Source organism: Burkholderia sp. A9 (genome assembly GCF_000801975.1).
Genome location: NZ_JSZN01000002.1, coordinates 58,922 through 85,032 on the forward strand (window position 1 = coordinate 58,922; position 26,111 = coordinate 85,032).

Below are 26,111 nucleotides of genomic sequence, written 5' to 3' on the forward strand. Positions count from 1 at the left end.
CACCGGATCACAATAAGAAACGTTTGATAGACATCGGCTTCTAACCCGATACACCCCACGCAAACGGGAGACCGGGGTGTGCAGCGCAAGCCCCTTGAAACCGGCAAGGTCTGCCCCACCTACGGGACAACAAGGCCAGATGCCACTGCGAAGAGGAGTGCCGCCATGCAAATGATCTACAACAGCCCCAACTACTGCGTCGTCGAATTTGCGCCGCAGGCCGGTCACCATCTGATGAATGCCGGCGGATACGAAATCGTCGACAAGAACGCGCAGCGCGAGATCTTCATCGACGGCGAACTTGCCGAGCGATTCCGCGCGCACGTGAAACAGCTGATCGAAGATGAACCGTCGCTCGACGAAGTCGACGAATTCCTCGGACAATTCGACAGCCTGATGATGATGCCCGTCGTCCTGCACTGACGACACGCGCCCCGGCGCGTCGCGCGGCCGGGTCATTCGCCGCGCTCAAGCGGCGCCGCGAGCACTCCGATCAAAGCCCCCGCCCGGTTCGCCGGCGGGGGTTTTCGTTTGGTACGACCGCCGCGCGTCGCAGCGTGCATCGGTTGCGCCGGCAACGCTGACGGACCCGCAGCGGGCAGGCCCCGTCACCGCACATGCAACCCGCGCGCTGCATCGCACGCCGCGCAAGGCCGGGCGGTGCCCCGGCGCACCGGCTACAATGACGGTTTTCCCGTCTTCGCCGGTCTTCCGCCATGTCTGCGACCCCTCTCGCCGCTTCCGCCCCGCTCGACGCGCCCTACACGCGCGGCGCCGAACTGCCCGCGCTGCTGAAATCGCGCATCCTGATCCTCGACGGCGCGATGGGCACGATGATCCAGCGCTACAAGCTCGACGAGGCCGCATATCGCGGCGAGCGCTTCAAGGACTTCCCGCGCGACATCAAGGGCAACAACGAACTGCTGTCGCTCACGCAGCCGCAGATCATCCGCGAGATCCACGACCAGTACTTCGCGGCCGGCGCGGACATCGTCGAAACCAACACGTTCGGTGCGACGACGGTCGCGCAGGCCGACTACGGGATGGAAGACCTCGTCGTCGAGATGAACATCGAATCCGCGCGCCTCGCGCGCGAATCGGCCGCCCGCTACGCCACACCGGACAAGCCGCGCTTCGTCGCGGGCGCGATCGGGCCGACGCCGAAGACGGCGAGCATCTCGCCGGACGTCAACGACCCGGGCGCGCGCAACGTCACGTTCGACGAGCTGCGCGACGCGTATTACCAGCAGGCGAAGGCGCTGCTCGACGGCGGCGTCGACCTGTTCCTGGTCGAGACGATCTTCGACACGCTGAACGCGAAGGCCGCGCTGTTCGCGCTCGACGAACTGTTCGAGGACACCGGCGAGCGCCTGCCGATCATGATCTCGGGCACCGTGACCGACGCTTCGGGCCGCATCCTGTCGGGCCAGACGGTCGAAGCGTTCTGGAATTCGCTGCGCCACGCGAAGCCGCTCACGTTCGGCCTGAACTGCGCGCTCGGCGCGGCGCTGATGCGCCCGTACATCGCCGAGCTCGCGAAACTGTGCGACACCTACGTGTCGTGCTACCCGAACGCGGGCCTGCCGAACCCGATGAGCGACACCGGCTTCGACGAGACGCCGGACGTCACGTCGGGCCTCCTGAAGGAGTTCGCACAGGCCGGGCTCGTGAACCTCGCGGGCGGCTGCTGCGGCACGACGCCCGAGCACATCGCCGAAATCGCGAAGGCGCTCGCCGACGTGAAACCGCGCCGCTGGCCGAGCCAGTACAGCGAAGCCGCCTGACCCGACCGCCTCAACGCCTGCCCTACCTCACACGAATTCGCACCGCCATGACCGATCACATGATGCGCCTTGCCGGCCTCGAGCCGTTCAACGTCACGTCCGGGACGCTCTTCATCAACGTCGGTGAACGCACCAACGTCACCGGCTCGAAGGCGTTCGCGCGGATGATCCTCAACGGCCAGTTCGACGAGGCGCTCGCCGTCGCGCGCCAGCAGGTCGAGAACGGCGCGCAGGTGATCGACATCAACATGGACGAGGCAATGCTCGATTCGAAGGCGGCGATGGTGCGCTTCCTGAACCTGATCGCATCGGAGCCGGACATCGCTCGCGTGCCGATCATGATCGACTCGTCGAAGTGGGAAGTGATCGAGGCCGGCCTCAAGTGCGTGCAGGGCAAGGCCATCGTGAACTCGATCTCGCTGAAGGAAGGCGAGGAAGCATTCCGCCACCACGCGAACCTGATCCGCCGCTACGGCGCGGCCGCGGTCGTGATGGCGTTCGACGAGACGGGCCAGGCCGATACGTACGAGCGCAAGACCGAGATCTGCAAGCGCTCGTACGACTTCCTCGTGAACGAAGTCGGCTTCCCGCCGGAAGACATCATCTTCGACCCGAACATCTTCGCGGTCGCGACCGGCATCGAGGAGCACAACAACTACGCGGTCGACTTCATCGAGGCGACCCGCTGGATCAAGCAGAACCTGCCGTACGCGAAGGTGAGCGGCGGCGTGTCGAACGTGTCGTTCTCGTTCCGCGGCAACGACCCGGTGCGCGAGGCGATCCACACCGTGTTCCTGTACCACGCGATCCAGGCGGGGATGGACATGGGCATCGTCAACGCGGGCCAGCTCGGCGTGTACGCCGATCTCGACGCGGAGCTGCGCGAGCGCGTCGAGGACGTGATCCTGAACCGCCGCGCCGATTCCACCGACCGACTCCTCGAAATCGCCGACAAGTTCAAGGCCGGCGGTGCGAAGAAGGAAGAGAACCTCGAGTGGCGCAACCAGCCGGTCGAGAAGCGGCTCTCGCACGCGCTCGTGCACGGCATCACGACCTTCATCGTCGAGGATACCGAAGAAGTGCGCGCGAAGATCGACGCGGCCGGCGGCCGCCCGATCAACGTGATCGAAGGCCCGCTGATGGACGGGATGAACATCGTCGGCGACCTGTTCGGCCAGGGCAAGATGTTCCTGCCGCAGGTCGTGAAGTCGGCGCGCGTGATGAAGCAGGCCGTCGCGCACCTGATCCCGTTCATCGAGGAAGAAAAGCGCCTGCTCGCGGAAGCGGGCGGCGACGTGCGCGCGAAGGGCAAGATCGTCATCGCGACCGTGAAGGGCGACGTGCACGACATCGGCAAGAACATCGTGTCGGTCGTGCTCCAGTGCAACAACTTCGAAGTCGTCAACATGGGCGTGATGGTCCCGTGCAACGAGATCCTCGCGAAGGCGAAGGTCGAGGGCGCGGACATCATCGGGCTGTCGGGCCTGATCACGCCGAGCCTCGAGGAAATGGCGTATGTCGCGTCCGAAATGCAGCGCGACGACTACTTCCGCGTGAAGAAGATTCCGCTGCTGATCGGCGGCGCGACCACGTCGCGCGTGCACACGGCCGTGAAGATCGCGCCGCACTACGAGGGCCCGGTCGTCTACGTGCCCGACGCATCGCGCTCGGTATCCGTCGCGTCGAACCTGCTGTCGGACGAAGGCGCGGCGAAGTACCTCGACGAACTGAAGTCGGATTACGAACGGATCCGCGACCAGCACGCGAACCGCAAGGCGCAGCCGATGGTCACGCTCTCCGAGGCGCGCGCGAACAAGACGAAGGTCGACTGGGCGAGCTACCAGCCGGTGAAGCCGAAGTTCATCGGCCGCCGTGTGTTCAAGAACTACGACCTGAACGAGCTCGCGAACTACATCGACTGGGGCCCGTTCTTCCAGACCTGGGACCTCGCGGGCCCGTACCCGGCGATCCTGAACGACGAGATCGTCGGCGAATCGGCGCGGCGCGTGTTCTCCGACGCGAAGTCGATGCTCGCGCGCCTGATCCAGGGCCGCTGGCTGAGCGCGAACGGCGTGATCTCGCTGCTGCCGGCGAACACGGTCAACGACGACGACATCGAGATCTACACCGACGACTCGCGCTCGGAAGTGCTGCTCACGTGGCGCAACCTGCGCCAGCAGAGCGTACGTCCGGTGGTCGACGGCGTGATGCGCCCGAACCGCTCGCTCGCCGACTTCATCGCACCGAAGGAATCGGGCGTTGCAGACTACATCGGGATGTTCGCGGTGACGGCCGGCCTCGGCGTCGACGTGAAGGAAAAGCAGTTCGAAGCCGACCACGACGACTACAGCGCGATCATGCTGAAGGCGCTCGCCGACCGCTTCGCGGAAGCGTTCGCCGAGGCGATGCACGCGCGCGTGCGCCGCGAGCTGTGGGGCTACGCGAGCGGCGAGACGCTCGACAACGACGCGCTGATCGCCGAAAAGTATGCGGGCATCCGCCCGGCGCCCGGCTACCCGGCCTGCCCCGACCACCTCGTGAAGCGCGACATGTTCGCCGCGCTGCAGGCGGACGAGATCGGCATGAGCGTGACCGACTCGCTGGCGATGCTGCCGGCGGCAAGCGTGTCGGGCTTCTACCTTGCGCATCCGGACAGCACGTATTTCTCGGTCGGCAAAATCGGGCAGGATCAGCTCGAGGACTACGCGCAGCGGATGGCGCTGTCGCTCGACGACGCGCGCCGCGCGCTCGCGCCGCAGCTCTGATCCGCGCACGGCCGGGGCGGCTTCCCGCCCATTTGGTCAGACAAAATAAAAAGGCCCGCTTCGAGCGGGCCTTTTTCTGGCCTTTCCGACCGTTCGATCGGCGTCAGCCGGGCAACGAAGCTCAGAAGCCCCAGTGCACGTCGGCCTCGCCGGCCTTCGCTTCGCGCAGCATCGTGAGGAACGGTGCAACGCGCTGCGCCAGGCTCGGCGGCACTTCGTGGTGCGCGTGGTCGGCGTCGTCCTCGTGGAAATGGCCGGCGTGCTCGGCGCGTTCCTGCTTCGCCTGCGCAACCGCGCCTTCCAGCTTTGCGATCGCATGGTCCAGTTCGTCGTGCGTAATCACACCGCGTTCGCCCAGCTGCTTGCCGACGAGGCCCAGCACGTATACGGCGAAATCCTTCAGCACGTCGAGATCCTGTGCCGCCTTGCTCTTGAACGTAATCATGACAATTCCCTTTTCATCTTGTTGTGCCTGCGCGGCGCGATTGGGGAACACCGGCAGACCGGCGTCCGGCCTCGCGGACGCGGGCCGCCTGAGCGGCATATTAGCACCTGTTAAAATTCTGCGATCCCTGAAACGCGCGCTCGAAAAGCGCGCCGGCGGGCCGGCGTTTCCGGCTGCCACCAACGAAGCCTTCTACCAGCATGCTGCCAGCACACAAACAGACCCTCGAAGCCCTGCTCGCGGATAGCGTCACGCAGGTCGCACACGCGCTGAAAGGCGCCGACGCCGAATTCGTCGCCCCGACCATCACGCTCGAGCGCCCGAAGGTCGCCGCGCACGGCGACGTCGCGTGCAACGTCGCGATGCAGCTCGCCAAGCCGCTCGGCACGAACCCGCGCCAGCTCGCCGAACGGATCGTCGCCGCGCTCACGGCCCAGCCGGCCGCGCAAGGGCTCGTCGACGCCGCCGAAATCGCCGGCCCCGGCTTCATCAACCTGCGCCTGACCGCCACCGCGAAGCAGGCGGTGATCGCCGCCGTGTTCGACCAGGGCCGCGCGTTCGGCACGTCGGAGCGCGAGAAAGGGAAGCAGGTGCTGCTCGAATTCGTGTCGGCCAACCCGACCGGCCCGCTGCACGTCGGCCACGGCCGCCAGGCGGCGCTCGGCGACGTGCTCGCGAACGTGATCGCGAGCCAGGGCTACGCGGTGCACCGCGAGTTCTACTACAACGACGCCGGCGTGCAGATCGGCAACCTCGCGATCTCGACGCAGGCGCGCGCGCGCGGCCTGAAGCCGGGCGACGCAGGCTGGCCGGAAGCCGCGTACAACGGCGAATACATCGCCGACATCGCACGCGACTACCTGAACCGCGAGACGGTCGCCGCGAAGGATGGCGAGCCGGTCACGGGCGCGGGCGACATCGAGGATCTCGACGCGATCCGCAAGTTCGCGGTCGCGTACCTGCGTCACGAGCAGGATATGGACCTGCAGGCGTTCGGCGTGAAGTTCGACCAGTACTACCTCGAGTCGTCGCTGTACAGCGAAGGCCGGGTCGAGCAGACGGTCGACGCGCTGATCAAGGCCGGCATGACCTACGAACAGGACGGCGCGCTGTGGCTGCGCACGACCGACGAAGGCGACGACAAGGATCGCGTGATGCGCAAGTCGGACGGCACCTACACGTACTTCGTGCCGGACGTCGCCTACCACGTGACGAAATGGCAGCGCGGCTTCACGAAGGTGATCAACATCCAGGGCTCGGACCACCACGGCACGATCGCGCGCGTGCGCGCCGGCCTGCAGGGGCTGCACGTCGGCATCCCGAAGGGCTATCCCGACTACGTGCTGCACAAGATGGTCACCGTGATGCGCGACGGCCAGGAAGTGAAGCTGTCGAAGCGGGCGGGCAGCTACGTGACGGTGCGCGACCTGATCGAATGGTCGGGCGGCGCGACGCCGGGCCAGGAAGCGGCACCCGACCTGATCGACGAGGCGACCATCACGCGCGGCCGCGACGCGGTGCGCTTTTTCCTGATCTCGCGCAAGGCCGATACCGAGTTCGTGTTCGACATCGATCTCGCGCTGAAACAGAACGACGAGAACCCGGTCTATTACGTCCAGTACGCGCACGCGCGGATCTGCTCGGTGCTCAACGAATTGAAGTCGCGCTACAACGTCGAGGTGACGCAGCTGCCGGGCGCCGACCTGGCGCAGCTCACGAGCCCGCAGGCCGTGTCGCTGATGCAGAAGCTCGCCGAGTATCCGGACATGCTCACGCACGCGGCGAACGAGCTGGCGCCACACGCGGTCGCGTTCTACCTGCGCGATCTCGCTGGTGAATTCCACTCGTTCTACAATGCGGAGCGCGTGCTGGTCGACGACGAAGCGCCGCGCAACGCGCGCGCCGCGCTCCTCGCCGCGACCCGGCAGGTGCTCGAGAATGGTCTGGCGGTGCTCGGCGTGTCCGCGCCCGCCAAGATGTAAGCGGCCCGAACCGGGCAGCGAATGGCCGCGGCAGGGGCGCCTGGCGGCGGATGCCCGCCGCCGGGTGCCCGCCGTCGGGTGCCCGCCGCAGCCTTTTCACGATTCTTTTTGCAGGTGACTCAAGCAATGGCACAACCACGCCGAACTTCGAAGCAATCGAAACAAGCCGGAGGGACATTTCTTGGAATCGTGCTGGGCCTGATCGTCGGCCTCGCGATCGCGGTGGTGGTGGCGCTCTACATCACGCGTTCGCCGTCGCCGTTCGTGTCGAAGGTCGCGCCGCCGCCGGCCGACAACGGCGCGAGCCAGCCGCAGCAGTTCGACCCGAACCGCGCGCTGCAGGGCAAGACGCCCGGCCAGCCGGTGCCGCAGGCCGCGCAATCCGCGCCGCCCAATACCGCGCCCGGCCAGGCCGCGAACCAGACCCAGGGCGGCCTGCTGCCCGAACCGCAGATCGTCGAAGTGCCGCCGTCGGGTAACGCGAACGGCTCCAGCGGCTCGGGCAACACGACCGCGTCGAACAATCCGCCGTCGGACAACGGCGTCGCCGTCGCACCGAAGCCAGCCAACAACACGCCGCCGCCGAAGAAGACGCAACAGGCGCAGCAACAGCAGCAACAACAGCAGCAAGGCGGCGAGGACGACCTCGCGCGCTTCGCCGCGCAGAAGCAGGCGCAGCAGGCGGCCGCCCAGAAACAGCAGCAGCAGGTCGCGAACAACACCGCGAAGCCGACGTCGTCCGCGACGGCCGCAGCGGCAGCGAAGCCGCCGACCGCGAGCGACGCGAACACCGGCTACTTCCTGCAGGTCGGCGCCTATAAAACGGAAGGCGACGCCGAGCAGCAGCGCGCGCGGCTGGGCTTCCAGGGCTTCGAGTCGAAGGTGTCGAAGCGCGATGTCAGCGGCGTGACCTATTTCCGCGTGCGCGTCGGCCCGTTCTCGAAATTCGAGGATATGAACTCGGCCCGTCAGCGCCTGTCCGATGCAGGTGTCGACACGGCGGTGATCCGTTTCACGAAGCAATAAGCAACCGGCCGCGCCCACGCAGAACCCGTTACGTTCCGTAACCCGAGCAACTGATTCGACGTTCACAACATGAAAAAACTGCTTAGCACGCTCCTTCTGTCCCTGGGTCTGGCCGCCGCCGGCTTCGCCCAGGCGTCGCCCGCCGCGCCGGCTACCGGCAAGGACTTCGAGGTGATGAAGTCGCCGCAGCCGGTGTCCGCGCCGGCCGGCAAGGTCGAGGTGATCGAGTTCTTCTGGTACGGCTGCCCGCACTGCTACGAATTCGAGCCGACGATCGAGGCCTGGGTGAAGAAGCAGGGCAACAACATCGACTTCAGGCGCGTGCCGGTCGCGTTCCGCGACGATTTCGTCCCGCACTCGAAGCTGTTCTACGCGGTGTCCGCGCTCGGCATCTCGGAGAAGGTCACGCCGGCGATCTTCAACGCGATCCACAAGCAGAAGAACTACCTGCTGACGCCGCAGGCGCAGGCCGACTTCCTCGCGACGCAAGGCGTCGACAAGAAACAGTTCATGGACGCGTACAACTCGTTCAGCGTGCAGGGCCAGGTGAAGCAGTCGGCCGAGCTGCTGAAGAACTACGCGATCGACGGCGTGCCGACGGTCGTCGTCCAGGGCAAGTACAAGACGGGCCCGGCTTACACGAACAGCATCCCGGGCACCGCGCAGGTGCTCGACTACCTCGTGAAGCAGGTTCAGGACAAGAAGCTCTGATCCCCGCCCACGCGCCGGCATGACTACTCCGCTGAAGGTCTTCATCACCGGCGCGTCGAGCGGCCTCGGCCTCGCGATGGCCGAGGAATACGCCCGCCAGGGCGCCACGCTCGCCCTCGTCGCGCGCCGCACCGATGCCCTCGATGCGTTCGCGCGACGCTTTCCCAAGCTGTCCGTCTCCGTCTATTCCGCCGACGTGCGCGACGCCGATGCGCTCGCGACGGCCGCCGCGTCGTTCATCGCCGCGCACGGCTGTCCCGACGTCGTGATCGCGAATGCGGGCATCAGCCAGGGCGCCGTCACGGGCCAGGGCGATCTCGCCGCGTTCCGCGACGTGATGGACATCAACTACTACGGGATGGTCACGACGTTCGAGCCGTTCGTCGGCCCGATGACGGCCGCGCGACACGGCACGCTGGTCGGCGTCGCGAGCGTCGCCGGCGTGCGCGGCCTGCCCGGCTCCGGCGCGTACAGCGCGTCGAAATCGGCCGCGATCAAGTACCTCGAAGCGCTGCGCGTCGAGTTGCGCCCGGCCGGCGTCGGCGTCGTGACGATCGCGCCCGGCTATATCCGCACGCCGATGACCGCGCACAACCCGTACCGGATGCCGTTCCTGATGGACGCCGACCGCTTCGCGGCCCGCGCCGCCCGCGCGATCGCGCGGCAGCACGCGTTCCGCGTAATTCCGTGGCAGATGGGCGTCGTCGCGAAGGTGCTGCACGTGCTGCCGCGCTGGCTCTACGACCGCCTGTTCGAGAAGGCGCCGCGCAAGCCGAAGGCCGGCGCGCACTGAGCGCATCGGACATCCGGCGCGCTCAGTGCGCGCCGGACCGGTGCTGCGTCGGCATCGCAGTCCCGCGCCAACGCGGCGCGCGCCGGTTCCTCCTTGCGGCCGCCCCACTCGTCGCGCGCCGATGCCGCGATCCCGTCGATGCCGTCGATGCCGTCGATCCTGCCGATGCCGCTGATTCGCGCTTTCCCCGCCGCCTGCTCAGCCGCCCGTCGTTCACCGTCGCACCCGCCTCCGCTCCCGCGCCGCACCGCCGCCCGAACACGCATTCCGTCGCGAACGCAGCCGTTTTTCGGTCAATCCACCGCGATCCGACGCCTTTTTTCACGCCCTGCGCGCTTTGACGGTATGCTATCCGCCAGCCGCGCCGGCCCGCCTGTTCCCGGGCCGCGCCCGCATCCCGTCACCCAGCAAAAATCACAAGTCACGTGGGAGAACCTATGCAGGTCAAGCTGTTCGCCGCGGCCGCACTCGCCGCCGCCCTCGCCGCCCCCGGCCTCGTCGCCGCCAAGCCGCTCACCGTCTGCACGGAATCGAGCCCGGACGGTTTCGACGTCGTGCAGTACAACTCGCTCGTCACGACCAACGCGTCAGCCGACGTGATCTTCAACACGCTCGTGTCATACGACGAAGCCGCGAAGAAGGTCGTGCCCGCGCTCGCCGACAAATGGGAGGCAAGCGCCGACGGCCTCACGTACACGTTCCACCTGCGCCCGAACGTCGCGTTCCAGACCACCGACTACTTCAAGCCGGGCCGCCCGCTGAACGCGGACGACGTCGTGTTCTCGTTCTCACGGATGCTCGACGATGCAAACCCGTGGCACAAGGTCGCCGGCGCGAGCGGCTTCCCGCACGCGCAGTCGATGGGCCTCGTGAAGCTCGTGAAGTCGGTCACGAAGGTCGACGACACCACGGTGAAGTTCGTGCTGAACGAGCCGAACGCGACGTTCGTGCCGATCCTGACGATGGGCTTTGCATCGATCTACTCGGCCGAATACGCGGACCAGCTGCTGAAGGCCGGCAAGCAGGCCGACCTGAACGCGAAGCCGGTCGGCACCGGCCCGTTCACGCTGAAGAGCTACACGAAGGACGCGCTGATCCGCTACGACGTGAACCCGACCTACTGGGGCGCGAAACCGAAGGTCGACCGGCTGATCTACGCGATCACGCCCGACTCGTCGGTGCGCATGCAGAAGGTGAAGGCCGGTGAATGCCAGATCGCGCTGTCGCCGAAGCCGCAGGACGTGCTCGCCGCGAAGGGCGAAAGTGCGCTGAAGGTCGTGCAGACGCCCGCGTTCATGACCGCGTTCGTCGCGCTGAACACGCAGAAGAAGCCGCTCGACAACGACAAGGTGCGCGAGGCGCTGAACCTCGCGTTCGATCGTGCGACCTACCTGAAGGTCGTGTTCGACAACACGGCGACGGCCGCAAACAACCCGTATCCGCCGAACACGTGGAGCTATGCGAAGGACATCGCGCCGTATGCGTACGATCCCGCGAAAGCAAAGCAGCTGCTCGCATCGGCCGGGTTCCCGAACGGCTTCTCGACGACGATCTGGACGCGTCCGACCGGCAGCGTGCTGAACCCGAACCCGAAAGCTGGCGCCGAGCTGCTGCAGGCCGACCTCGCGAAGATCGGCGTGAAAGCCGAGGTGAAGGTGATCGAATGGGGCGAGCTGATCAAGCAGGCGAAGCTCGGCCAGCACGACATGCTGTTCATGGGCTGGGCCGGCGACAACGGTGATCCGGACAACTACCTGTCGCCGCTGTTCAGCTGCAACGCGGTGAAGTCGGGCATCAACTTCGCGCGCTTCTGCGACGCGCAGCTCGACAAGCTGATCGCCGACGGCAAGTCGACTGCCGACCAGGGCAAGCGCGCGAAGCTGTATGAATCCGCGCAGAAGATCATCCACGACCAGGCGCTGTGGATTCCGCTCGGCTACCCGACCGCGGCGGCGCTCACGCGCACGAACGTGAGCGGCTATCACGTCAGCCCGTTCGGCCGCCAGAACTTCACGGCGGTCGCCGTGCAGTAACCGCGCGTGGCGCGCAAGCGACGGCGTGCTCGCCGGTCGCTTGCGGCCCGTGCGCTGCGCTTGCTACGCTGCGCGCCTATTCCTCATACCGGACGCCAGCCAAAGTGAACAACCAAGCCTTCCCAAAAATGTTTTCGCCGCCGTGCCACGCACGCCGCGCGAAAGGTTTCACGCATTTTCGGAGGTGCTTATGGCTGCTGCCACGCCGACCGGCGCGCTCGTCGCGCTGCATCACGTTTCCTTCCGCTTCGACGACGGCATCACGCTGTTCGATTCGCTCGACCTGGCCATCGACCGTACGCCGACGGGCATCGTCGGCCGCAACGGTGTCGGCAAGAGCCTGCTCGCGCAACTGATCGCGGGCCGGCGCACGCCGAGCGCGGGCTCGATCGGCCGGCACGCGAACCGTCGCGGAAATCGCCGCGCTCGACGCAGCCGGCCTGCACGACGTGCGCGCCGACACGCCGGCACATGCGTTGAGCGGCGGCCAGATGGCGCGTCGCGCTAATCACCTCGATCTCGAATCGGTGCGCGCGATCGAAGCCGCGCTGGCCGGCTTCCCCGGCGCGCTCGTGGTCGCGTCGCACGACGCCGCGTTTCTCGCGGCGCTCGAACCGACGCACACGATGCAATGGCAGCGCGACGGGTGGCGCTACGAACCCGTTGCGTAGCTGAAGATCATCGGGGGACGTCTGTCGGCGCGGCGCCGGAATCGACGAACAACCGCGTGAAGAGCCGCTCCGATTCCAGTAAGCCTTCATCGGTCAGCACGACGGATTTCGCCTTGTTGACCGGATCGCCGATCAGGCCGCGTTCATGCAATCGGTTCAGCGCGTCCCAATCGAAGGATTTCCAGGCGCGATTGCGGTCGTGCAGGGTCAAATAAAGGAGCGCAAGAACGGCGTCATCGACGGCGCCGAGATCGATACTCATGGCGAGGTCCTCCAATCCGGCCGGCTGGATCACGAATCGAGCGTCGCAAGCAGCTTGATGAGGTTGCGCTTGGCCCGGTAATCCTTGCGAATCGCGTCGAGTTCCGCTTCGAATGCCGCCTGCTGGCGATGCGCAACCCGCAAAGCGCGAATATCGCGCACGATGCCGAACGCCTCGTCGTACCGCGCACTGCCCGCGCCACGCTCGACCGCAGCCGGCAAAAATCGATGATAGAGCGCGATCGCGTCGTCCGGATGCGTCTTCGCGCGCGCCGCCGCCATCGCCGGCCAGACCACGGTCGAGGTCGGCCCGCCGCAAAACGCACCCCACGCCGCTTCGTGATCTTGCTCCGCGAGCAGCAGCTTCACCAGTTCGGTACGCGCCGACGGCTCCCAATACCGTCGAGCCGTACGGGTCCCCGCCGGCGTTTCCTGCTTCCGCGCGAGAGACAACAGATGCGAAACCGCCCGCTCCCGCACGGCGTCGCGTCGCTTCGTTGCCTTCGCAACCTTCATCAGCGCACGGAATGCGTCCGCCGTCGGATGGTACGCGAAGCGTTGCCACGCGAGTTCGTCCGCCCGATCGAATGCGCGCCGCCGGACATATTCGTCGATGCAGAAACTCAGCAAGCGATCGTCGTGCCGATCCTTCATTTCGCACATCCCGCGGTCGGCCCACGCCAGCCCTTCGTCGAAACGGCCATGCTCCGCGCATAATTCCGCGATTTGCGCGAATCGGTACGACGCCGACAGATCCTTCGACCAGATGCGAATCAGCGCGTCGACGTCGCCGTCGTGCTTCGCCAGCGATTCCATCGCATGCTCGAGATTCAAGCGCACCGAATCGTACGAGCGCCGATCGTCCCGCCCCGCTTGCAGCGGGGGCAGCGCGGCCCATCGATGCTCGACCAGTTCCCGATAACGGCGCAATCCCGCGTCGCCCAGCGGCTCCTCATAGGCCGGCAGCACGCCGCGGAACGTATCCCACTGCCCGTCGACTTGCAGGCGAAACAGGCGTTCGGCCAGCTTCACCGGCTCCGGCCGCGTCTGGACGCACGCATCGAGGTGCACACCGGTCAGTTCTTCGATGCCGGGCACCACGCTGCCGTCCGAGTCGTCGATCTGTTCGAGGCTCGCTTCGGCGTCTGCAATCGCCAGTTCCGCCAGCTCGACCACCTGCGCGGCATGAGGGCCCGCCAACTGACGCCGCAGCATGTCTGCCACTTCGAACAGGGCTTCTCCGTACGTATGCGCTTCGTCCCAGCCGAGCGGCCGCGACACGCGCGTCAATTGCCGGACGGCAGCTCGCAGGCTTGCCACGTCGCCGGCATTCGCGGCACGTGCGTCGAACAGGAGTCTGTCGCGCAATGACCGGTCGCGCTCGGCCGCGTCGAGCAGCCAGTTCCGCAATGCATCCTCGTCAAGCGTCGCCACATACTCTCGAATCAGCTCGGCATGGGTCTTGCGCTTGCGGCGCGAACGCGCGGGTTGTTCGGGCGTCTCGTCGTGAAAGACCTCCTCGCCGCTGTTTTCGAGCCACGATAAGGCCACCGCCACCGCATGCTTGCAGAACGCCCCTCCGTCGCCTACCGGGCAATTGCACGCGTAGCCCAGCCCGCCGTCGTCGCTCACTGCGAACTCGACGTGATAGCGATACGTACCGCGCACGGTCGCCGACAGCACGCCTCCGCGCTCGGTCAGCCGCGAGACGACGCCGTCGTGGAAATAAGCCTTGCCGCGCGTGAAGGATTGCGGATCGGCCAGCGCCCGGATTTCCGCGAGCGTGATGACGTCAGCGAGGGAGATATTGCGTGGCATGGGTCGCGACGGGTATCGAGTTGGAATACCGGGAATTCTATAAAAGCGCCGGATATGCTACCGCCGGCGTGCAGGTTCAATGCCGCACGAATCGGATTACGCCGTCGTCGCCCTGCTCGCGCACGAGTTCCCCGGCGAGCCACAGCAGGTTCAGGTGGGCGAGCGCCTCGCCGAGCGCGAACGTCATCTGGTGGATGTCGAGCTCGCGGCGGCGGAACATGATCGGCACGATGTCGGCCGCGCTGGCCGGCTGCTCCGCGCACGCGACGCGCACTTCGTCGAGCCGCGCGTCGTGGTGCGCGCGCAGTTGCGCGATACGGGTGCGCACGCCGCGGAACGGCTTGCCGTGCGACGGCAGCACGAGCGTGTCGGGCGCCATCGTCTCGTAGCGGCCGAGCGATTCCAGATACAGCGCGAGCGGGTTCGCTTCCGGCTCGAGATCGAACACGGACACGTTCGTCGAGATGCGCGGCAGCACCATGTCGCCGGAGATCAGCACACCGTCCGCGTCGCTGTGCAACGCGCAATGTTCAGGCGAATGGCCGTAGCCGGTGACGACGCGCCACGTGCGTGCGCCGATCTTCACCGCGTCGCCTTCGCGCAGGCGCCGGTAGCGCGGCGGCACGGCCGGCACGAGATCCGAGTAGTAGCTGCGGCGGTTGCGCAGCTTCTCGAGCGCGGCCGGATCAGTCAGCCCGTGGCGCGCGAAGTGATCGGCCGCGGCCGCGCCGCCGGCGTTCGAGCCGTTGCCGGCCGCCATCAGGCAGCCGAACATGTATTCGCCGAGCGTCATCCACAGCCGCACCTTCCAGCGGCCCTGGTCGCCGCCTTCGCACAGCCAGTTCGCGAGGCCGAAGTGATCGGGGTGGCAGTGCGTGACGATCACGCGCAGCACCGGCAGCCCGTCGAGATGCCGAGCGAAAATCTGTTCCCAGTGCGTACGGATCGCGTCCGACGAGATCCCGCAGTCGACGATCGTCCAGCCGGCCTGGCCGTCGATCTCGTCGCGCAGCAGCCACAGGTTGATGTGATCGAGCGAGAACGGCAGCGGCATGCGCAGCCAGCGCACGCCGGGCGCGACCTCGAACGTGTCGCCCGCGGCGGGCAGCGTGTCGGCGAAGGGATACTCGAGTTGGTGTTCCAGTGCGTTCATCAGTGGGGTGTCTCGTCGTTATCGGTACAAATGCGGGGGCCAATGCAGGTGCCGGCGCGCGCGGCCGGCAGGCCACGGCGGGCATCGCGTCGATTCTATCGCCGTCGCGCGCAACGCGTGCCCGGCGGGCGGTGGCCGGTCAAAAAAAGTTCGTGTCAGAATCGGTTCCGTACCCGTATCTTTACGCGAAGATGCACCGAACGGTCTTCAACGGCGAATAACCTGCCCATTGACGGCGCTTGGCGCCGGACCCCGAAAGTCAATGAAACGCCGACTTGGGCGCTAAAATGGCGAGTGCTTACAGCCCCTCTCGAACGAGCCTGCACGCGATGAATCACTTCCCCAAACTGCTGTCGTCGCAGATCGGTTTCGACGTCGCGCAGACGATGCTCGAATACTTCGACCGCCACTACCGGATCTTCCGGGAAGCCGCCGTCGAGGCGAAGACGCTATACGAGCGCACCGACTGGCACGGGCTGCAGCGGCTGGCGCGCGAGCGCATCACGTCGTACGACGATCGCGTGCAGGAATGCGTCGAGGTGCTGGAGGACGAATACGACGCGGAGAACATCGATGACGAGGTGTGGCAGCAGATCAAGCTGCACTACATCGGCCTGCTCACGTCGCACCGCCAGCCCGAGTGCGCGGAAACGTTCTTCAATTCGGTGTGCTGCAAGATCCTGCACCGCTCGTATTTCAGCAACGATTTCATCTTCGTGCGGCCCGCGATCTCGACCGAATACCTCGAGAACGACGAGCCGGCCGCGAAGCCGACCTATCGCGCGTACTACCCCGGCACCGACGGGCTCGCGGCCACGCTCGAGCGCATCGTCACAAACTTCCAGCTCGAACCGCCGTTCGAGGATCTCACACGCGACATCGGCTGCGTGATGCAGGCGATCAGCGACGAATTCGGCCAGTTCGACGAAGCGCCGAATTTCCAGATCCACGTGCTGTCGTCGCTGTTCTTCCGCAACAAGAGCGCGTACATCGTCGGCCGCATCATCAACGCCGATCGCGTGCTGCCGTTCGCGGTGCCGATCCGCCACGTGCGGCCGGGCCTGCTCGCGCTCGACACCGTGCTGCTGCGCCGCGACCTGCTGCAGATCATCTTCAGCTTCTCGCACTCGTATTTCCTGGTCGACATGGGCGTGCCGTCCGCGTATGTGGACTTCCTCTGCACGATCATGCCGGGCAAGCCGAAGGCCGAGATCTACACGTCGGTCGGACTGCAGAAGCAGGGCAAGAACCTGTTCTACCGCGACCTGCTGCACCATCTGTCGCATTCGAGCGACCGCTTCATCATCGCGCCCGGGATCAAGGGCCTCGTGATGCTCGTGTTCACGCTGCCGTCGTTCCCGTACGTGTTCAAGATCATCAAGGATCAGTTCCCGCCGCCGAAGGAAACGACCCGCGCGCAGATCATGGAGAAGTACCAGCTGGTGAAGCGCCACGACCGTCTCGGGCGGATGGCCGACACGCTCGAATATTCGAGTGTCGCGCTGCCGATCTCGCGGCTCGACCATGCGCTCGTGCGCGAACTGGAGAAGGAAGTGCCGTCGCTGCTCGAATACGAGGACGGCAACCTCGTGATCAAGCACCTGTACATCGAGCGCCGCATGACGCCGCTCAACCTGTACCTGCAGAACGGCACCGACGCGGACGTCGAGCACGGCGTGAAGGAGTACGGCAACGCGGTGAAGGAGTTGATGAAAGCCAACATCTTCCCGGGCGACATGCTGTACAAGAACTTCGGCGTCACGCGCCACGGCCGCGTCGTGTTCTACGACTACGACGAGATCGAGTACCTGACCGACTGCAACGTGCGGCGCGTGCCGCCGCCGCGCAACGAGGAAGACGAACTGTCCGGCGAACCGTGGTATACCGTCGGCCCGCACGACATCTTTCCGGAAACCTACGGACCGTTCCTGCTCGGCGACCCGCGCGTGCGGACGGTCTTCATGAAGCATCACGCGGACTTTTTCGAACCCGCGTTGTGGCAGGCCAGCAAGGACAAGCTGCTGCAGGGCGAGCTGCCCGATTTTTACCCGTACGACGTGTCGCTGCGCTTCACCGTGCGCTACCCCGCGCGCTTCGCTGCGACGGACGCGAGCGACAGCGCAGGCGACGCGCAGCGCGCCGCCTGACGCGCACGTGCACCGAACCCGATCGACCCGATTTCCGCAAACGGAATCCTCACCGATGAATACCCAAGACAACCCGCTTTCACACCTGTTCGACAACAACGACGCCTGGGTCAAGCGCCAGCTCGCCGACGATCCCGACTTCTTCGCGCGACTCGCCGACCAGCAGGCACCGGAATATCTGTGGATCGGCTGCTCGGATTCGCGCGTGCCTGCGAACCAGATCATCGGCCTGCCGCCGGGCGAAGTGTTCGTGCACCGCAACATCGCGAACGTCGTCGTGCACAGCGACCTGAACTGCCTGTCGGTGATCCAGTTCGCGGTCGACATCCTGCGCGTGAAGCACATCATGGTCGTCGGCCACTACGGCTGCTCGGGCGTGAACGCGGCGCTGCACAACCGGCGCGTGGGCCTCGCGGACAACTGGCTGCACCACGTGCAGGACGTGCGCGAACGTCACGCGGCGCTGCTCGACGAATGGCCGGTCGGCGAAGCGCGCTATCGCCGCCTGATCGAACTGAATTCGATCGAGCAGGTCGTCAACGTGTGCCGCACGACGATCGTCAACGACGCGTGGGCGCGCGGCCAGTCGCTCACCGTGCACGGGCTCGTGTACGGCGTGCACGACGGGCGGATGCGCAACCTCGGGATGGCCGTGTCGAGCTTCGACGCGCTCGACGAAACCTACAAGCGTTGCGTCGCGGCGCTCACCGCGCGCGGCCAGCATGCGCCCGACAACGACATGGTCGCGGCGGACGCCGCGCGGCTCGAAGGCGTCGCGCAGGCAGTCGCCGACACGCTGAAGCCGTGCGGCGACGCGAAGTAATCGACGCCGGCGAGGCGAGCGCGACGGACCCCGAACTGATCTGACACCGGCACCGCCGCGACGGCGGTGCCACGAAAGGAGCGGCGAACATGAAAACCGTACTGATCGTCGGCGCATCGCGCGGCCTCGGCCGCGAATTCGTCCGGCAATACCGGCGCGACGGCTGGAACGTGATCGCCACCGCGCGCGACGACGCATCGCTCGCCGCGCTGCGCGAACTTGGCGCGCACGCGCATGCGCTCGACATCGCGCAGCCGGAACAGATCGCGGCGCTCGGCTGGAAGCTCGACGGCGAACGGCTCGACGCGGCCGTGCTGGTGTCGGGCGTCTACGGGCCGCGCACCGAAGGGGTCGAAACGATCGGCGCCGAGGACTTCGACGCGGTAATGCATACGAACGTGCGCGGGCCGATGCAGCTGCTGCCGATCCTGCTCCCGCTCGTCGAGGACGCGCGCGGTGTGCTGGCGGTCGTATCGAGCCGGATGGGCAGCATCGCCGAGGCGACCGGCACGACCGGCTGGCTGTATCGTGCGAGCAAGGCCGCGCTGAACGACGTGCTGCGGATCGCGTCGCTGCAGACGCGCCACGCCGCGTGCATCTCGCTTCACCCCGGCTGGGTGCGCACCGACATGGGCGGCGCGCAGGCCGCGATCGATCCGGAAACCAGCGTGACCGGCATGCGCCGCGTGATCGCCGAAGCCGGGGCGGACATGTCGCAGGCCAACGGCCGTTTCTTCCAGTACGACGGTGTCGAGCTCAGCTGGTAAGCCGGCATCACAACCTGGCGTCGTTAATTCACGATTCGCATGATTTTGAACCGACCTGACGCGTGCCCGTGCGGCGGCGCGTCCCCCACCCCTGTCGGCAAAGTGCCGGCCCCGCGCTACGCGGCCTGCTGCGGCCGCTTCATCGACGGCGGCGAAGCCGCACCGACCGCGCTCGAATTGATGCGCTCGCGGTATAGCGCGTACGTGCTCGGCGCGACCGACTACCTGCGCGCGACCTGGGATCCGCGCACCTGCCCGGCCGATCTCGATGCGGACCCGAATGCACCCGACGCACCTCGTTGGCTCGGTCTCGCGGTCAAACGCCATGCGCCGCGCGACGAACGGCACGCCGAGGTCGAATTCGTGGCCCGCTACAAGGTCGGCGGGCGCGCGTACCGGCTCCACGAGACGAGCCGCTTCGTGCGCGACGAGCACGGTTTCTGGCGCTATGTCGACGGCGAAGTAAGTGAACGCTGACAAATAGTTGCTGTGTCAGACGCCGGGTAATTCCCGCATTGCACAACCTGAATTTGTCGGGCTACGATGGCCGTCAGATTGGTCAAGTTGCATGGCAGGGCTTACGAATGGCGTTCAGCAAGGTATTGGTGGGATGGATGGCGGCGTGTGCGCTGTCGGCCGCTCAGGCCGGTACGCAGCCGAATGCACACGCCGGCGCGGCCACAGCGGCAAGCGGCTCGCTCGCCCATGCCGAGCACTTCGATTACGGCGATTCGGGCCTCCCGCAGGTCGCCGCCAACCTCAACGAACAAATCGTCAGCATTCCGGCCGATGCTTCGGGCGCCGTGATGCTCGAGGCGACGCTGTTCAAGCCGAACGGCCCCGGGCCGTTCCCGCTCGTCGTCTTCAACCACGGCAAGAACACCGGCGATCTCCATCTGCAGCCGCGCAGCCGGCCGCTCGCGTTCGCGCGTGAATTCGTGCGTCGCGGCTATGCGGTGATCGCGCCGAACCGCCAGGGCTTCTCCGGGTCGGGCGGCACGTACCAGCAGGAAGGCTGCAACGTCGGGAAGAACGGCCTCGCGCAGGCCGCCGACGTCGATGCGACGGTCCGCTACATGTCGCGTCAGTCGTACATCGATGCGTCGCGCATCGTCGTCGCAGGCACGTCGCACGGCGGCCTCGTGTCGGTCGCGTACGGCACCGAAGCCGCGCCCGGCGTGCGCGGCATCATCAACTTCTCCGGCGGGCTGCGCCAGGATCTCTGCGACGGCTGGCAGCGCAACCTGGTCGACGCGTTCGACCAGTACGGCGCGCATACGGCCGTGCGCTCGCTGTGGCTGTACGGCGACAACGATTCGGTGTGGACGCCCGCGCTCGTCGCGCAGATGCACGACGCGTACGTGTCGCACGGCACGCAGGCACATTTCATCGACTTCGGCCGCTACAAGGACGACGCGCACCGGCTGATCGTCGATCGCGACGGCGTGCCCGTGTGGTGGCCGGCCGTGCATGCGTTCCTCGCGGAACTGAACCTGCCGACCTCGGTGCGCTATGCGGTCGCCAACCCGCACGAACCGAATGCGACCGGCTATGCGTCGATCGACGCGGTCGATGCGGTGCCGTTCGTCGACGCGGCCGGCCGCGAAGGCTATCGCCGCTTCCTGAACCAGCATCCGAGCCGCGCGTTCGCGGTGTCTTCCGAAGGCGCATGGTCGTGGGCCGAAGGCGGCGACGACCCGATGGCGCTCGCGCTCGACAACTGCGCGAAGCAGGGTGCGGGCGCGTGCCGGCTGTATGCGGTCAACGACCGCGTCGTGTGGAACGCGAACGCGACGCAGACGGCCGACAACGGCGACGGCGACGGCAACACGCACGACGCCGATACGCGCGCGCTGGCTTCGCGCTGACGCGGGACTCGCGACGCCCGGCGTCGCCCCGCGGTCTCCCCCCTCTCTCTTTCTCCTTCTCGGCTTTTGCGAACGCCTGGTGCGTGCAGCGGCGTTCGCGCGCTCGTGCAGGGCGTCTCGTGCCCGGCCGACCGGCAGTTCCACCCGTCACTCGCGCCGGCTGCCCTTGCTGGTCCTTGCTGGTCCTTGCTGGCCCTTACTGGTCCTTGCTGGCCTTTCCTGCCCCTTCCCGCGCCTGATTCGGCACACCAATTCACCGGCCGCCGCGCACCTTGCGTCACGCTTCGCTCTCTCTTTTCTCTTCCAGCCCCGATTCCTCACCGTCGGTCGTCCGCCTTCCCCACGATTTTTTTCTGTCGGGGGGTGTCACTCGAACGTCGTCATCTGCGGTCATTTCTGGACATCTGGCGCGTACCGTTCCGAGCCCCCGCGATCTGCGTCGAACTCCCGTCCGGCAAGGCTTTGCGGCGTTTGTAACCGGTAGTGCAACGTGCGCCGGAACACGCTAATCTCAGCGCGTTTTCCGTCAGTCGCCGCGCGGCATCCCGTTCGATGCCCGCCGCCGTTTTACCCCCCGGAGCCGCCTTGAGTACGCCAGCCACCGACGACTGGGTCGCGCGCAGCCTGCGCGCGGTCTGGCATCCCTGCACCCAGATGAAGCACCACGAGCGCCTGCCGCTCATTCCCGTCGCGCGCGGCGCAGGCCTGTGGCTGTACGACCGCGACGGCTGCCGCTACTTCGACGCGATCAGCTCGTGGTGGGTGAACCTGTTCGGCCATGCGAACCCGGACATCAATGCGGCGCTGAAGGACCAGCTCGACACGCTCGAGCACGCGATGCTCGCCGGCTGTACGCACGAACCGGCAATCGAGCTCGCGGAGCGGCTGCATGTGCTCACCGATCGCACGCTCGGCCATGCGTTCTTCGCGTCGGACGGCGCGTCCGCGGTCGAGATCGCGCTGAAGATGAGCTTCCACGCGTGGCGCAACCGCGGCCGCGCGGACAAGCGCGAATTCGTGTGCGTCGCGAACAGCTATCACGGCGAGACCATCGGCGCGCTCGGCGTGACCGACGTCGCGCTGTTCAAGGATGCATATGACCCGCTGATCCGCCACGCGCACGTGGTCGCGTCGCCCGACGTGCGCGGTGCGCTGTCGGGCGAGACGGCCGCCGACGTCGCGGGCCGCGCGCTCGACGACGTGCGGCGCCTGTTCGCCGAACGTGCCGACCGGATCGCCGCGCTGATCGTCGAGCCGCTGGTGCAATGCGCAGCCGGGATGGCGATGCACGATCCGTCGTACGTGCGCGGGCTGCGCGCGCTGTGCGACGAATTCGGCGTGCACCTGATCGCCGACGAGATCGCGGTCGGCTGCGGCCGCACCGGCACCTTCTTCGCATGCGAGCAGGCCGGCGTCTGGCCCGATTTCCTGTGCCTGTCGAAGGGCATCAGCGGCGGCTACCTGCCGCTGTCGCTCGTGCTCACGCGCGACGACGTGTTCGCGGCGTTCTATGACGACGATACGACGCGCGGCTTCCTGCATTCGCATTCGTACACCGGCAACCCGCTCGCATGCCGCGCGGCGGTCGCGACGCTCGACCTGTTCGCGCGCGACGACGTGCTCGCCGGCAACGCGCGCAAATCGGCGGCGATGCGCGCCGCACTCGCGCCGCTCGACGCGCACCCGCAGGTGCGTCACCTGCGCGAACGCGGCACGCTGTTCGCCTTCGACGTCGCGCTCGACGGCGACGCGGCGCGCGGCTTCTCGCGGCGCTTCTTCGAGCGCGCGCTCGAACGCGAACTGCTGCTGCGCCCGATCGGCACGACCGTGTACCTGATGCCGCCGTACGTGATGAGCGACGACGACATCGCGTGGCTCGCGCAATGCACGCGCGACACGCTCGACGCGACGCTCGCGGAGGTGGCGTAATGAAACAATCCTCACAGGAAACGACCGCGCCCCTGCTCGACACGCTGCAGCGCGGCCTCGCCGAGCTCGATGCGCAGGGCCTGCGCCGCGTGCGCCGCACCGCCGACACCGCATGCGACGCGCACATGCGTGTCGACGGCCGCGACATCATCGGCTTCGCGAGCAACGACTACCTCGGCCTCGCCGCGCATCCGGCACTGATCGCCGCGTTCGCCGAAGGCGCGCAGCGCTACGGCTCCGGCAGCGGCGGCTCGCATCTGCTCGGCGGCCATTCGCGTGCACACGCGACGCTCGAGGACGAACTCGCCGGCTTCGCGGGCGGCTTCTCCGACGCGCCGCGCGCGCTGTACTTCAGCACCGGCTACATGGCGAACCTCGCCGCGATGACGGCGCTCACCGGCAAGCACGCGACGATCTTCTCCGACGCGCTGAACCACGCATCGCTGATCGACGGCATCCGGCTGTCGCGCGCGAACGTGCAGGTCTACCCGCATGCGGACACGGCCGCGCTCGCCGCGCTGCTCGACGCGTCGGATGCCGAAACGAAGCTGATCGTCAGCGATACCGTGTTCAGCATGGACGGCGACATCGCGCCGCTCGCCGAACTCGTCGCGTTGGCGGAGCGCCACGGCGCGTGGCTCGTCGTCGACGACGCGCACGGCTTCGGCGTGCTCGGCCCGCAGGGCCGCGGCGCGCTCGCGGCCGCCGCGCTGCGCTCGCCGAACCTGCTGTACGTCGGCACGCTCGGCAAGGCCGCCGGTGTGGCGGGCGCGTTCGTCATCGCGCACGAGACCGTGATCGAATGGATGATCCAGCGCGCGCGCAGCTATATCTTCACGACGGCCGCGCCGCCGGCCGTCGCACACGCGGTATCGGCGAGCCTGAAGGTGATCGGTGGCGAAGAAGGCGACGCGCGACGCGCGCACCTCGCCGCGCTGATCGAGCGCACGCGCGCGCTGCTGCGCATGACGCGCTGGCAGCCGGTCGATTCGCACACCGCCGTCCAGCCGCTCGTGATCGGCAGCAACGACGCGACGCTCGCGGCGATGCGTTCGCTCGACGCGCACGGCCTGTGGGTGCCCGCGATCCGGCCGCCGACGGTGCCGGCCGGCACGTCGCGGCTGCGCATCTCGCTGTCGGCCGCCCATTCATTCGACGATCTCGCGCGGCTCGAAACCGCGCTACTCGAAGCCAGCAAGGAAGCAAGATGAACCGCCCCCACGCTCACACTCGTTCGCTGCCACCCGAGGGGGCGGCTGGTGCCCACGGCCGGCTATGCGGGCACGGAGCGATGCTCCGCGAATGCCCCGCTACGCCTGTTGGGGCGGCCCGGCGGGAAGCAGCATGACGGCCCCCCTTTCCCTCTTCGTCACCGGTACCGACACCGAGATCGGCAAGACCTTCGTGTCGGCCGCGATGCTGCACGGCTTCGCGCGGCACGGCCTGCGCGCGGCCGCGCTGAAGCCCGTCGCCGCCGGCGCGTATGAACGCGACGGCGTCTGGCGCAACGAGGACGCGGACCAGCTCGACGCAGCCGCAAACGTCGTGCTGCCGCCCGAGCTGCGCACGCCGTTCCTGCTGAAGGCGCCCGCGGCACCGCACATCGTCGCCGCGCAGGAAGGCGTGACGCTCGACCTCGACACGATCGTCGCGAGCCACCGCGAAGCGCTGACGCGCGCGGACGTCGTCGTCGTCGAAGGCGTCGGCGGCTTCCGCGTACCGCTGAACGATACGCAGGACACGGCCGATCTCGCGGTCGCGCTCGGCCTGCCCGTCGTGCTCGTCGTCGGCGTGCGGCTCGGCTGCATCAGCCACGCGCTGCTGACGGCCGACGCGATTCGCCAGCGCGGCCTCACGCTCGCCGGCTGGGTCGCGAACCACGTCGACCCGGCGATGTCGTACGCCGACGAGAACGTCGCGACGATCCGCGACTGGCTCGCGCGGGAGCATCGCGCACCGCTGCTGGGCCGCATCGCGCACATGAGCCCGGCTGCCCCCGAATCCGCCGCGGCGATGCTCGACATCGCCGCGCTCGTCGACACGCTGCGCGCCGCGCAGCATTGACGCCCCGATCCCCGCATTCACGACAGGAAAACCACCATGACCCAAGCCCAGACCGCCGCCGTGCAACCCGACGCGATCCCCGTGGCCGCCCCGACGTCGCAGCGCTGGCGCGTCGCCGATGTCGTCGCGCTGTTCGAGCTGCCGTTCAACGACCTGATGTTCCGCGCGCAGCAGGTGCATCGCGAGCACTTCGACGCGAACGCGGTGCAGCTGTCGACGCTGCTGTCGATCAAGACGGGCGGCTGCGAGGAAGATTGCGGCTACTGTTCGCAATCGTCGCACCACGACACGGGCCTGAAGGCCGAGAAGCTGATGGACGTCGACACGGTGCTCGACGCCGCCCGCGCGGCGAAGGCGAACGGCGCGAGCCGCTTCTGCATGGGCGCCGCCTGGCGCAACCCGAAGGAGCGCCACATGCCGGCGCTGACCGAGATGGTGCGCGGCGTGAAGGAACTGGGCCTCGAGACCTGCATGACGCTCGGCATGCTCGAGGACGAGCAGGCGCACGCGCTCGCCGATGCGGGCCTCGACTACTACAACCACAACCTCGACACGTCGCCGGAGTTCTACGGCCAGGTGATCTCGACGCGCACGTACCAGGACCGTCTGGACACGCTCGACCGCGTGCGCGATGCGGGCATCAACGTGTGCTGCGGCGGCATCATCGGGATGGGCGAATCGCGCCGTGAACGCGCGGGCCTGATCTCGCAGCTCGCGAACCTGAACCCGTATCCGGATTCGGTGCCGATCAACAACCTCGTCGCGATCGAAGGCACGCCGCTCGAAGGCACCGCGCCGCTCGATCCGTTCGAGTTCGTGCGCACGATCGCGGTCGCGCGCATCACGATGCCGAAGGCCGTCGTGCGCCTGTCGGCCGGCCGCGAGCAGCTCGACGACGCGATGCAGGCGATGTGCTTCCTCGCGGGCGCGAACTCGATGTTCTACGGCGACCAGCTGCTGACGACGAGCAACCCGCAGACGCAGCGCGACCGTGCGCTGTTCGAGCGCCTCGGCATCCGTGCGAGCCAGGCTGACGCGCTGGCGGAAAACGCGTAAGCGCCTGCATCGCGC

21 protein-coding genes and 1 pseudogene are annotated in these 26,111 nt (G+C 67.2%); 18 read left to right on the forward strand and 4 right to left on the reverse strand.

Annotation, left to right across the window (positions count from 1 at the left end):
• Window positions 1-165: 165 nt before the first annotated feature.
• The 3 genes from PI86_RS00670 (at window position 166) to metH (ending at window position 4,549) form a co-directional block, all read left to right on the forward strand.
• Window positions 166-423, forward strand: a complete 258-nt coding sequence (locus PI86_RS00670) for a BTH_I0359 family protein (protein WP_006477667.1) — start codon at window positions 166-168, stop codon at window positions 421-423.
• 293 nt (window positions 424-716) lie between these two features.
• Entirely contained in the window at window positions 717-1,784 is a 1,068-nt protein-coding gene (locus tag PI86_RS00675) for a homocysteine S-methyltransferase family protein (protein WP_014895896.1), read from the forward strand.
• A gap of 47 nt (window positions 1,785-1,831) precedes the next feature.
• Entirely contained in the window at window positions 1,832-4,549 is a 2,718-nt protein-coding gene (gene metH, locus PI86_RS00680; RefSeq protein WP_039317607.1) for a methionine synthase, read from the forward strand.
• Between the two features lie 121 nt (window positions 4,550-4,670).
• On the opposite strand, the gene PI86_RS00685 is transcribed toward metH, so the two are convergent.
• On the reverse strand, window positions 4,671-4,994 hold the full coding sequence (locus PI86_RS00685) for a DUF1840 domain-containing protein (protein WP_009693452.1): 324 nt from the start codon (window positions 4,992-4,994) through the stop codon (window positions 4,671-4,673).
• A gap of 200 nt (window positions 4,995-5,194) precedes the next feature.
• Here PI86_RS00685 and argS point away from each other — a divergent pair, with 200 nt between their 5' ends.
• The 6 genes and pseudogenes from argS to PI86_RS00715 all read left to right on the forward strand — a co-directional run.
• Window positions 5,195-6,976 (forward strand): arginine--tRNA ligase, encoded by a 1,782-nt coding sequence (gene argS / locus PI86_RS00690; protein ID WP_039317612.1) that lies wholly within the window; start codon window positions 5,195-5,197, stop codon window positions 6,974-6,976.
• 126 nt (window positions 6,977-7,102) lie between these two features.
• Window positions 7,103-8,002 (forward strand): SPOR domain-containing protein, encoded by a 900-nt coding sequence (locus PI86_RS00695; RefSeq protein ID WP_039317614.1) that lies wholly within the window; start codon window positions 7,103-7,105, stop codon window positions 8,000-8,002.
• Window positions 8,003-8,071: 69 nt separating this feature from the next.
• Complete coding sequence (locus PI86_RS00700) at window positions 8,072-8,713, forward strand: thiol:disulfide interchange protein DsbA/DsbL (RefSeq protein ID WP_039317616.1); 642 nt, start codon at window positions 8,072-8,074, stop codon at window positions 8,711-8,713.
• A 19-nt stretch (window positions 8,714-8,732) separates the two neighbouring features.
• Window positions 8,733-9,506, forward strand: a complete 774-nt coding sequence (locus PI86_RS00705; RefSeq protein WP_039317618.1) for an SDR family oxidoreductase — start codon at window positions 8,733-8,735, stop codon at window positions 9,504-9,506.
• Window positions 9,507-9,943: 437 nt separating this feature from the next.
• The gene (locus PI86_RS00710; RefSeq protein WP_039317621.1) at window positions 9,944-11,539 is read left to right on the forward strand and encodes an ABC transporter substrate-binding protein; all 1,596 of its coding nucleotides are present in this window, start codon (window positions 9,944-9,946) and stop codon (window positions 11,537-11,539) included.
• A 190-nt stretch (window positions 11,540-11,729) separates the two neighbouring features.
• Window positions 11,730-12,153: pseudogene (locus PI86_RS00715) on the forward strand (ATP-binding cassette domain-containing protein); the annotation flags it as partial.
• Window positions 12,154-12,217: 64 nt separating this feature from the next.
• Here PI86_RS00715 and PI86_RS00725 read toward each other — a convergent pair.
• From PI86_RS00725 to PI86_RS00735, 3 genes are all read right to left on the reverse strand, one after another.
• Window positions 12,218-12,472 (reverse strand): DUF6429 family protein, encoded by a 255-nt coding sequence (locus PI86_RS00725; RefSeq protein WP_039317630.1) that lies wholly within the window; start codon window positions 12,470-12,472, stop codon window positions 12,218-12,220.
• A gap of 29 nt (window positions 12,473-12,501) precedes the next feature.
• A complete protein-coding gene (locus tag PI86_RS00730) occupies window positions 12,502-14,289 on the reverse strand; it encodes an SWIM zinc finger family protein (protein ID WP_039317633.1) in 1,788 nt (595 codons plus the stop codon).
• A 76-nt stretch (window positions 14,290-14,365) separates the two neighbouring features.
• Entirely contained in the window at window positions 14,366-15,442 is a 1,077-nt protein-coding gene (locus tag PI86_RS00735) for an MBL fold metallo-hydrolase (RefSeq protein ID WP_039317636.1), read from the reverse strand.
• Window positions 15,443-15,771: 329 nt separating this feature from the next.
• Here PI86_RS00735 and aceK point away from each other — a divergent pair, with 329 nt between their 5' ends.
• The 9 genes from aceK (at window position 15,772) to bioB (ending at window position 26,096) form a co-directional block, all read left to right on the forward strand.
• Window positions 15,772-17,589: a bifunctional isocitrate dehydrogenase kinase/phosphatase gene (gene aceK, locus PI86_RS00740; RefSeq protein ID WP_014895887.1), complete on the forward strand. Its 1,818-nt coding sequence runs from the start codon at window positions 15,772-15,774 to the stop codon at window positions 17,587-17,589.
• A 55-nt stretch (window positions 17,590-17,644) separates the two neighbouring features.
• On the forward strand, window positions 17,645-18,412 hold the full coding sequence (gene can, locus PI86_RS00745) for a carbonate dehydratase (RefSeq protein WP_014895886.1): 768 nt from the start codon (window positions 17,645-17,647) through the stop codon (window positions 18,410-18,412).
• Between the two features lie 89 nt (window positions 18,413-18,501).
• The gene (locus PI86_RS00750; RefSeq protein WP_014895885.1) at window positions 18,502-19,179 is read left to right on the forward strand and encodes an SDR family oxidoreductase; all 678 of its coding nucleotides are present in this window, start codon (window positions 18,502-18,504) and stop codon (window positions 19,177-19,179) included.
• Window positions 19,180-19,218: 39 nt separating this feature from the next.
• Window positions 19,219-19,656, forward strand: a complete 438-nt coding sequence (locus PI86_RS00755) for a YchJ family protein (protein ID WP_039317640.1) — start codon at window positions 19,219-19,221, stop codon at window positions 19,654-19,656.
• A gap of 107 nt (window positions 19,657-19,763) precedes the next feature.
• Window positions 19,764-21,047: a dienelactone hydrolase family protein gene (locus PI86_RS00760; RefSeq protein WP_039317643.1), complete on the forward strand. Its 1,284-nt coding sequence runs from the start codon at window positions 19,764-19,766 to the stop codon at window positions 21,045-21,047.
• Between the two features lie 585 nt (window positions 21,048-21,632).
• A complete protein-coding gene (bioA, locus tag PI86_RS15645; RefSeq protein WP_152608013.1) occupies window positions 21,633-22,976 on the forward strand; it encodes an adenosylmethionine--8-amino-7-oxononanoate transaminase in 1,344 nt (447 codons plus the stop codon).
• Entirely contained in the window at window positions 22,976-24,187 is a 1,212-nt protein-coding gene (bioF, locus tag PI86_RS00770) for an 8-amino-7-oxononanoate synthase (RefSeq protein WP_039317724.1), read from the forward strand. The genes bioA and bioF overlap by 1 nt, the downstream gene beginning before the upstream one ends.
• A gap of 133 nt (window positions 24,188-24,320) precedes the next feature.
• Complete coding sequence (gene bioD, locus PI86_RS00775; RefSeq protein WP_039317645.1) at window positions 24,321-25,040, forward strand: dethiobiotin synthase; 720 nt, start codon at window positions 24,321-24,323, stop codon at window positions 25,038-25,040.
• Window positions 25,041-25,076: 36 nt separating this feature from the next.
• Window positions 25,077-26,096: a biotin synthase BioB gene (gene bioB, locus PI86_RS00780; RefSeq protein WP_014895879.1), complete on the forward strand. Its 1,020-nt coding sequence runs from the start codon at window positions 25,077-25,079 to the stop codon at window positions 26,094-26,096.
• Window positions 26,097-26,111: the final 15 nt, after the last annotated feature.

Coding starts and splice junctions, on each gene's coding strand:
- PI86_RS00705 (WP_039317618.1), top strand. CDS start 8,733: ATGACTACTCCGCTGAAGGTCTTCATCACCGGCGCGTCGAGCGGCCTC.
- PI86_RS00710 (WP_039317621.1), top strand. CDS start 9,944: ATGCAGGTCAAGCTGTTCGCCGCGGCCGCACTCGCCGCCGCCCTCGCC.
- PI86_RS00675 (WP_014895896.1), top strand. CDS start 717: ATGTCTGCGACCCCTCTCGCCGCTTCCGCCCCGCTCGACGCGCCCTAC.
- PI86_RS00685 (WP_009693452.1), bottom strand. CDS start 4,994: ATGATTACGTTCAAGAGCAAGGCGGCACAGGATCTCGACGTGCTGAAG.
- bioF (WP_039317724.1), top strand. CDS start 22,976: ATGAAACAATCCTCACAGGAAACGACCGCGCCCCTGCTCGACACGCTG.
- can (WP_014895886.1), top strand. CDS start 17,645: ATGAATACCCAAGACAACCCGCTTTCACACCTGTTCGACAACAACGAC.
- PI86_RS00700 (WP_039317616.1), top strand. CDS start 8,072: ATGAAAAAACTGCTTAGCACGCTCCTTCTGTCCCTGGGTCTGGCCGCC.
- PI86_RS00750 (WP_014895885.1), top strand. CDS start 18,502: ATGAAAACCGTACTGATCGTCGGCGCATCGCGCGGCCTCGGCCGCGAA.
- argS (WP_039317612.1), top strand. CDS start 5,195: ATGCTGCCAGCACACAAACAGACCCTCGAAGCCCTGCTCGCGGATAGC.
- PI86_RS00735 (WP_039317636.1), bottom strand. CDS start 15,442: ATGAACGCACTGGAACACCAACTCGAGTATCCCTTCGCCGACACGCTG.
- PI86_RS00760 (WP_039317643.1), top strand. CDS start 19,764: ATGGCGTTCAGCAAGGTATTGGTGGGATGGATGGCGGCGTGTGCGCTG.
- metH (WP_039317607.1), top strand. CDS start 1,832: ATGACCGATCACATGATGCGCCTTGCCGGCCTCGAGCCGTTCAACGTC.
- bioB (WP_014895879.1), top strand. CDS start 25,077: ATGACCCAAGCCCAGACCGCCGCCGTGCAACCCGACGCGATCCCCGTG.
- PI86_RS00755 (WP_039317640.1), top strand. CDS start 19,219: ATGATTTTGAACCGACCTGACGCGTGCCCGTGCGGCGGCGCGTCCCCC.
- PI86_RS00695 (WP_039317614.1), top strand. CDS start 7,103: ATGGCACAACCACGCCGAACTTCGAAGCAATCGAAACAAGCCGGAGGG.
- bioD (WP_039317645.1), top strand. CDS start 24,321: ATGACGGCCCCCCTTTCCCTCTTCGTCACCGGTACCGACACCGAGATC.
- PI86_RS00730 (WP_039317633.1), bottom strand. CDS start 14,289: ATGCCACGCAATATCTCCCTCGCTGACGTCATCACGCTCGCGGAAATC.
- PI86_RS00670 (WP_006477667.1), top strand. CDS start 166: ATGCAAATGATCTACAACAGCCCCAACTACTGCGTCGTCGAATTTGCG.
- aceK (WP_014895887.1), top strand. CDS start 15,772: ATGAATCACTTCCCCAAACTGCTGTCGTCGCAGATCGGTTTCGACGTC.
- PI86_RS00725 (WP_039317630.1), bottom strand. CDS start 12,472: ATGAGTATCGATCTCGGCGCCGTCGATGACGCCGTTCTTGCGCTCCTT.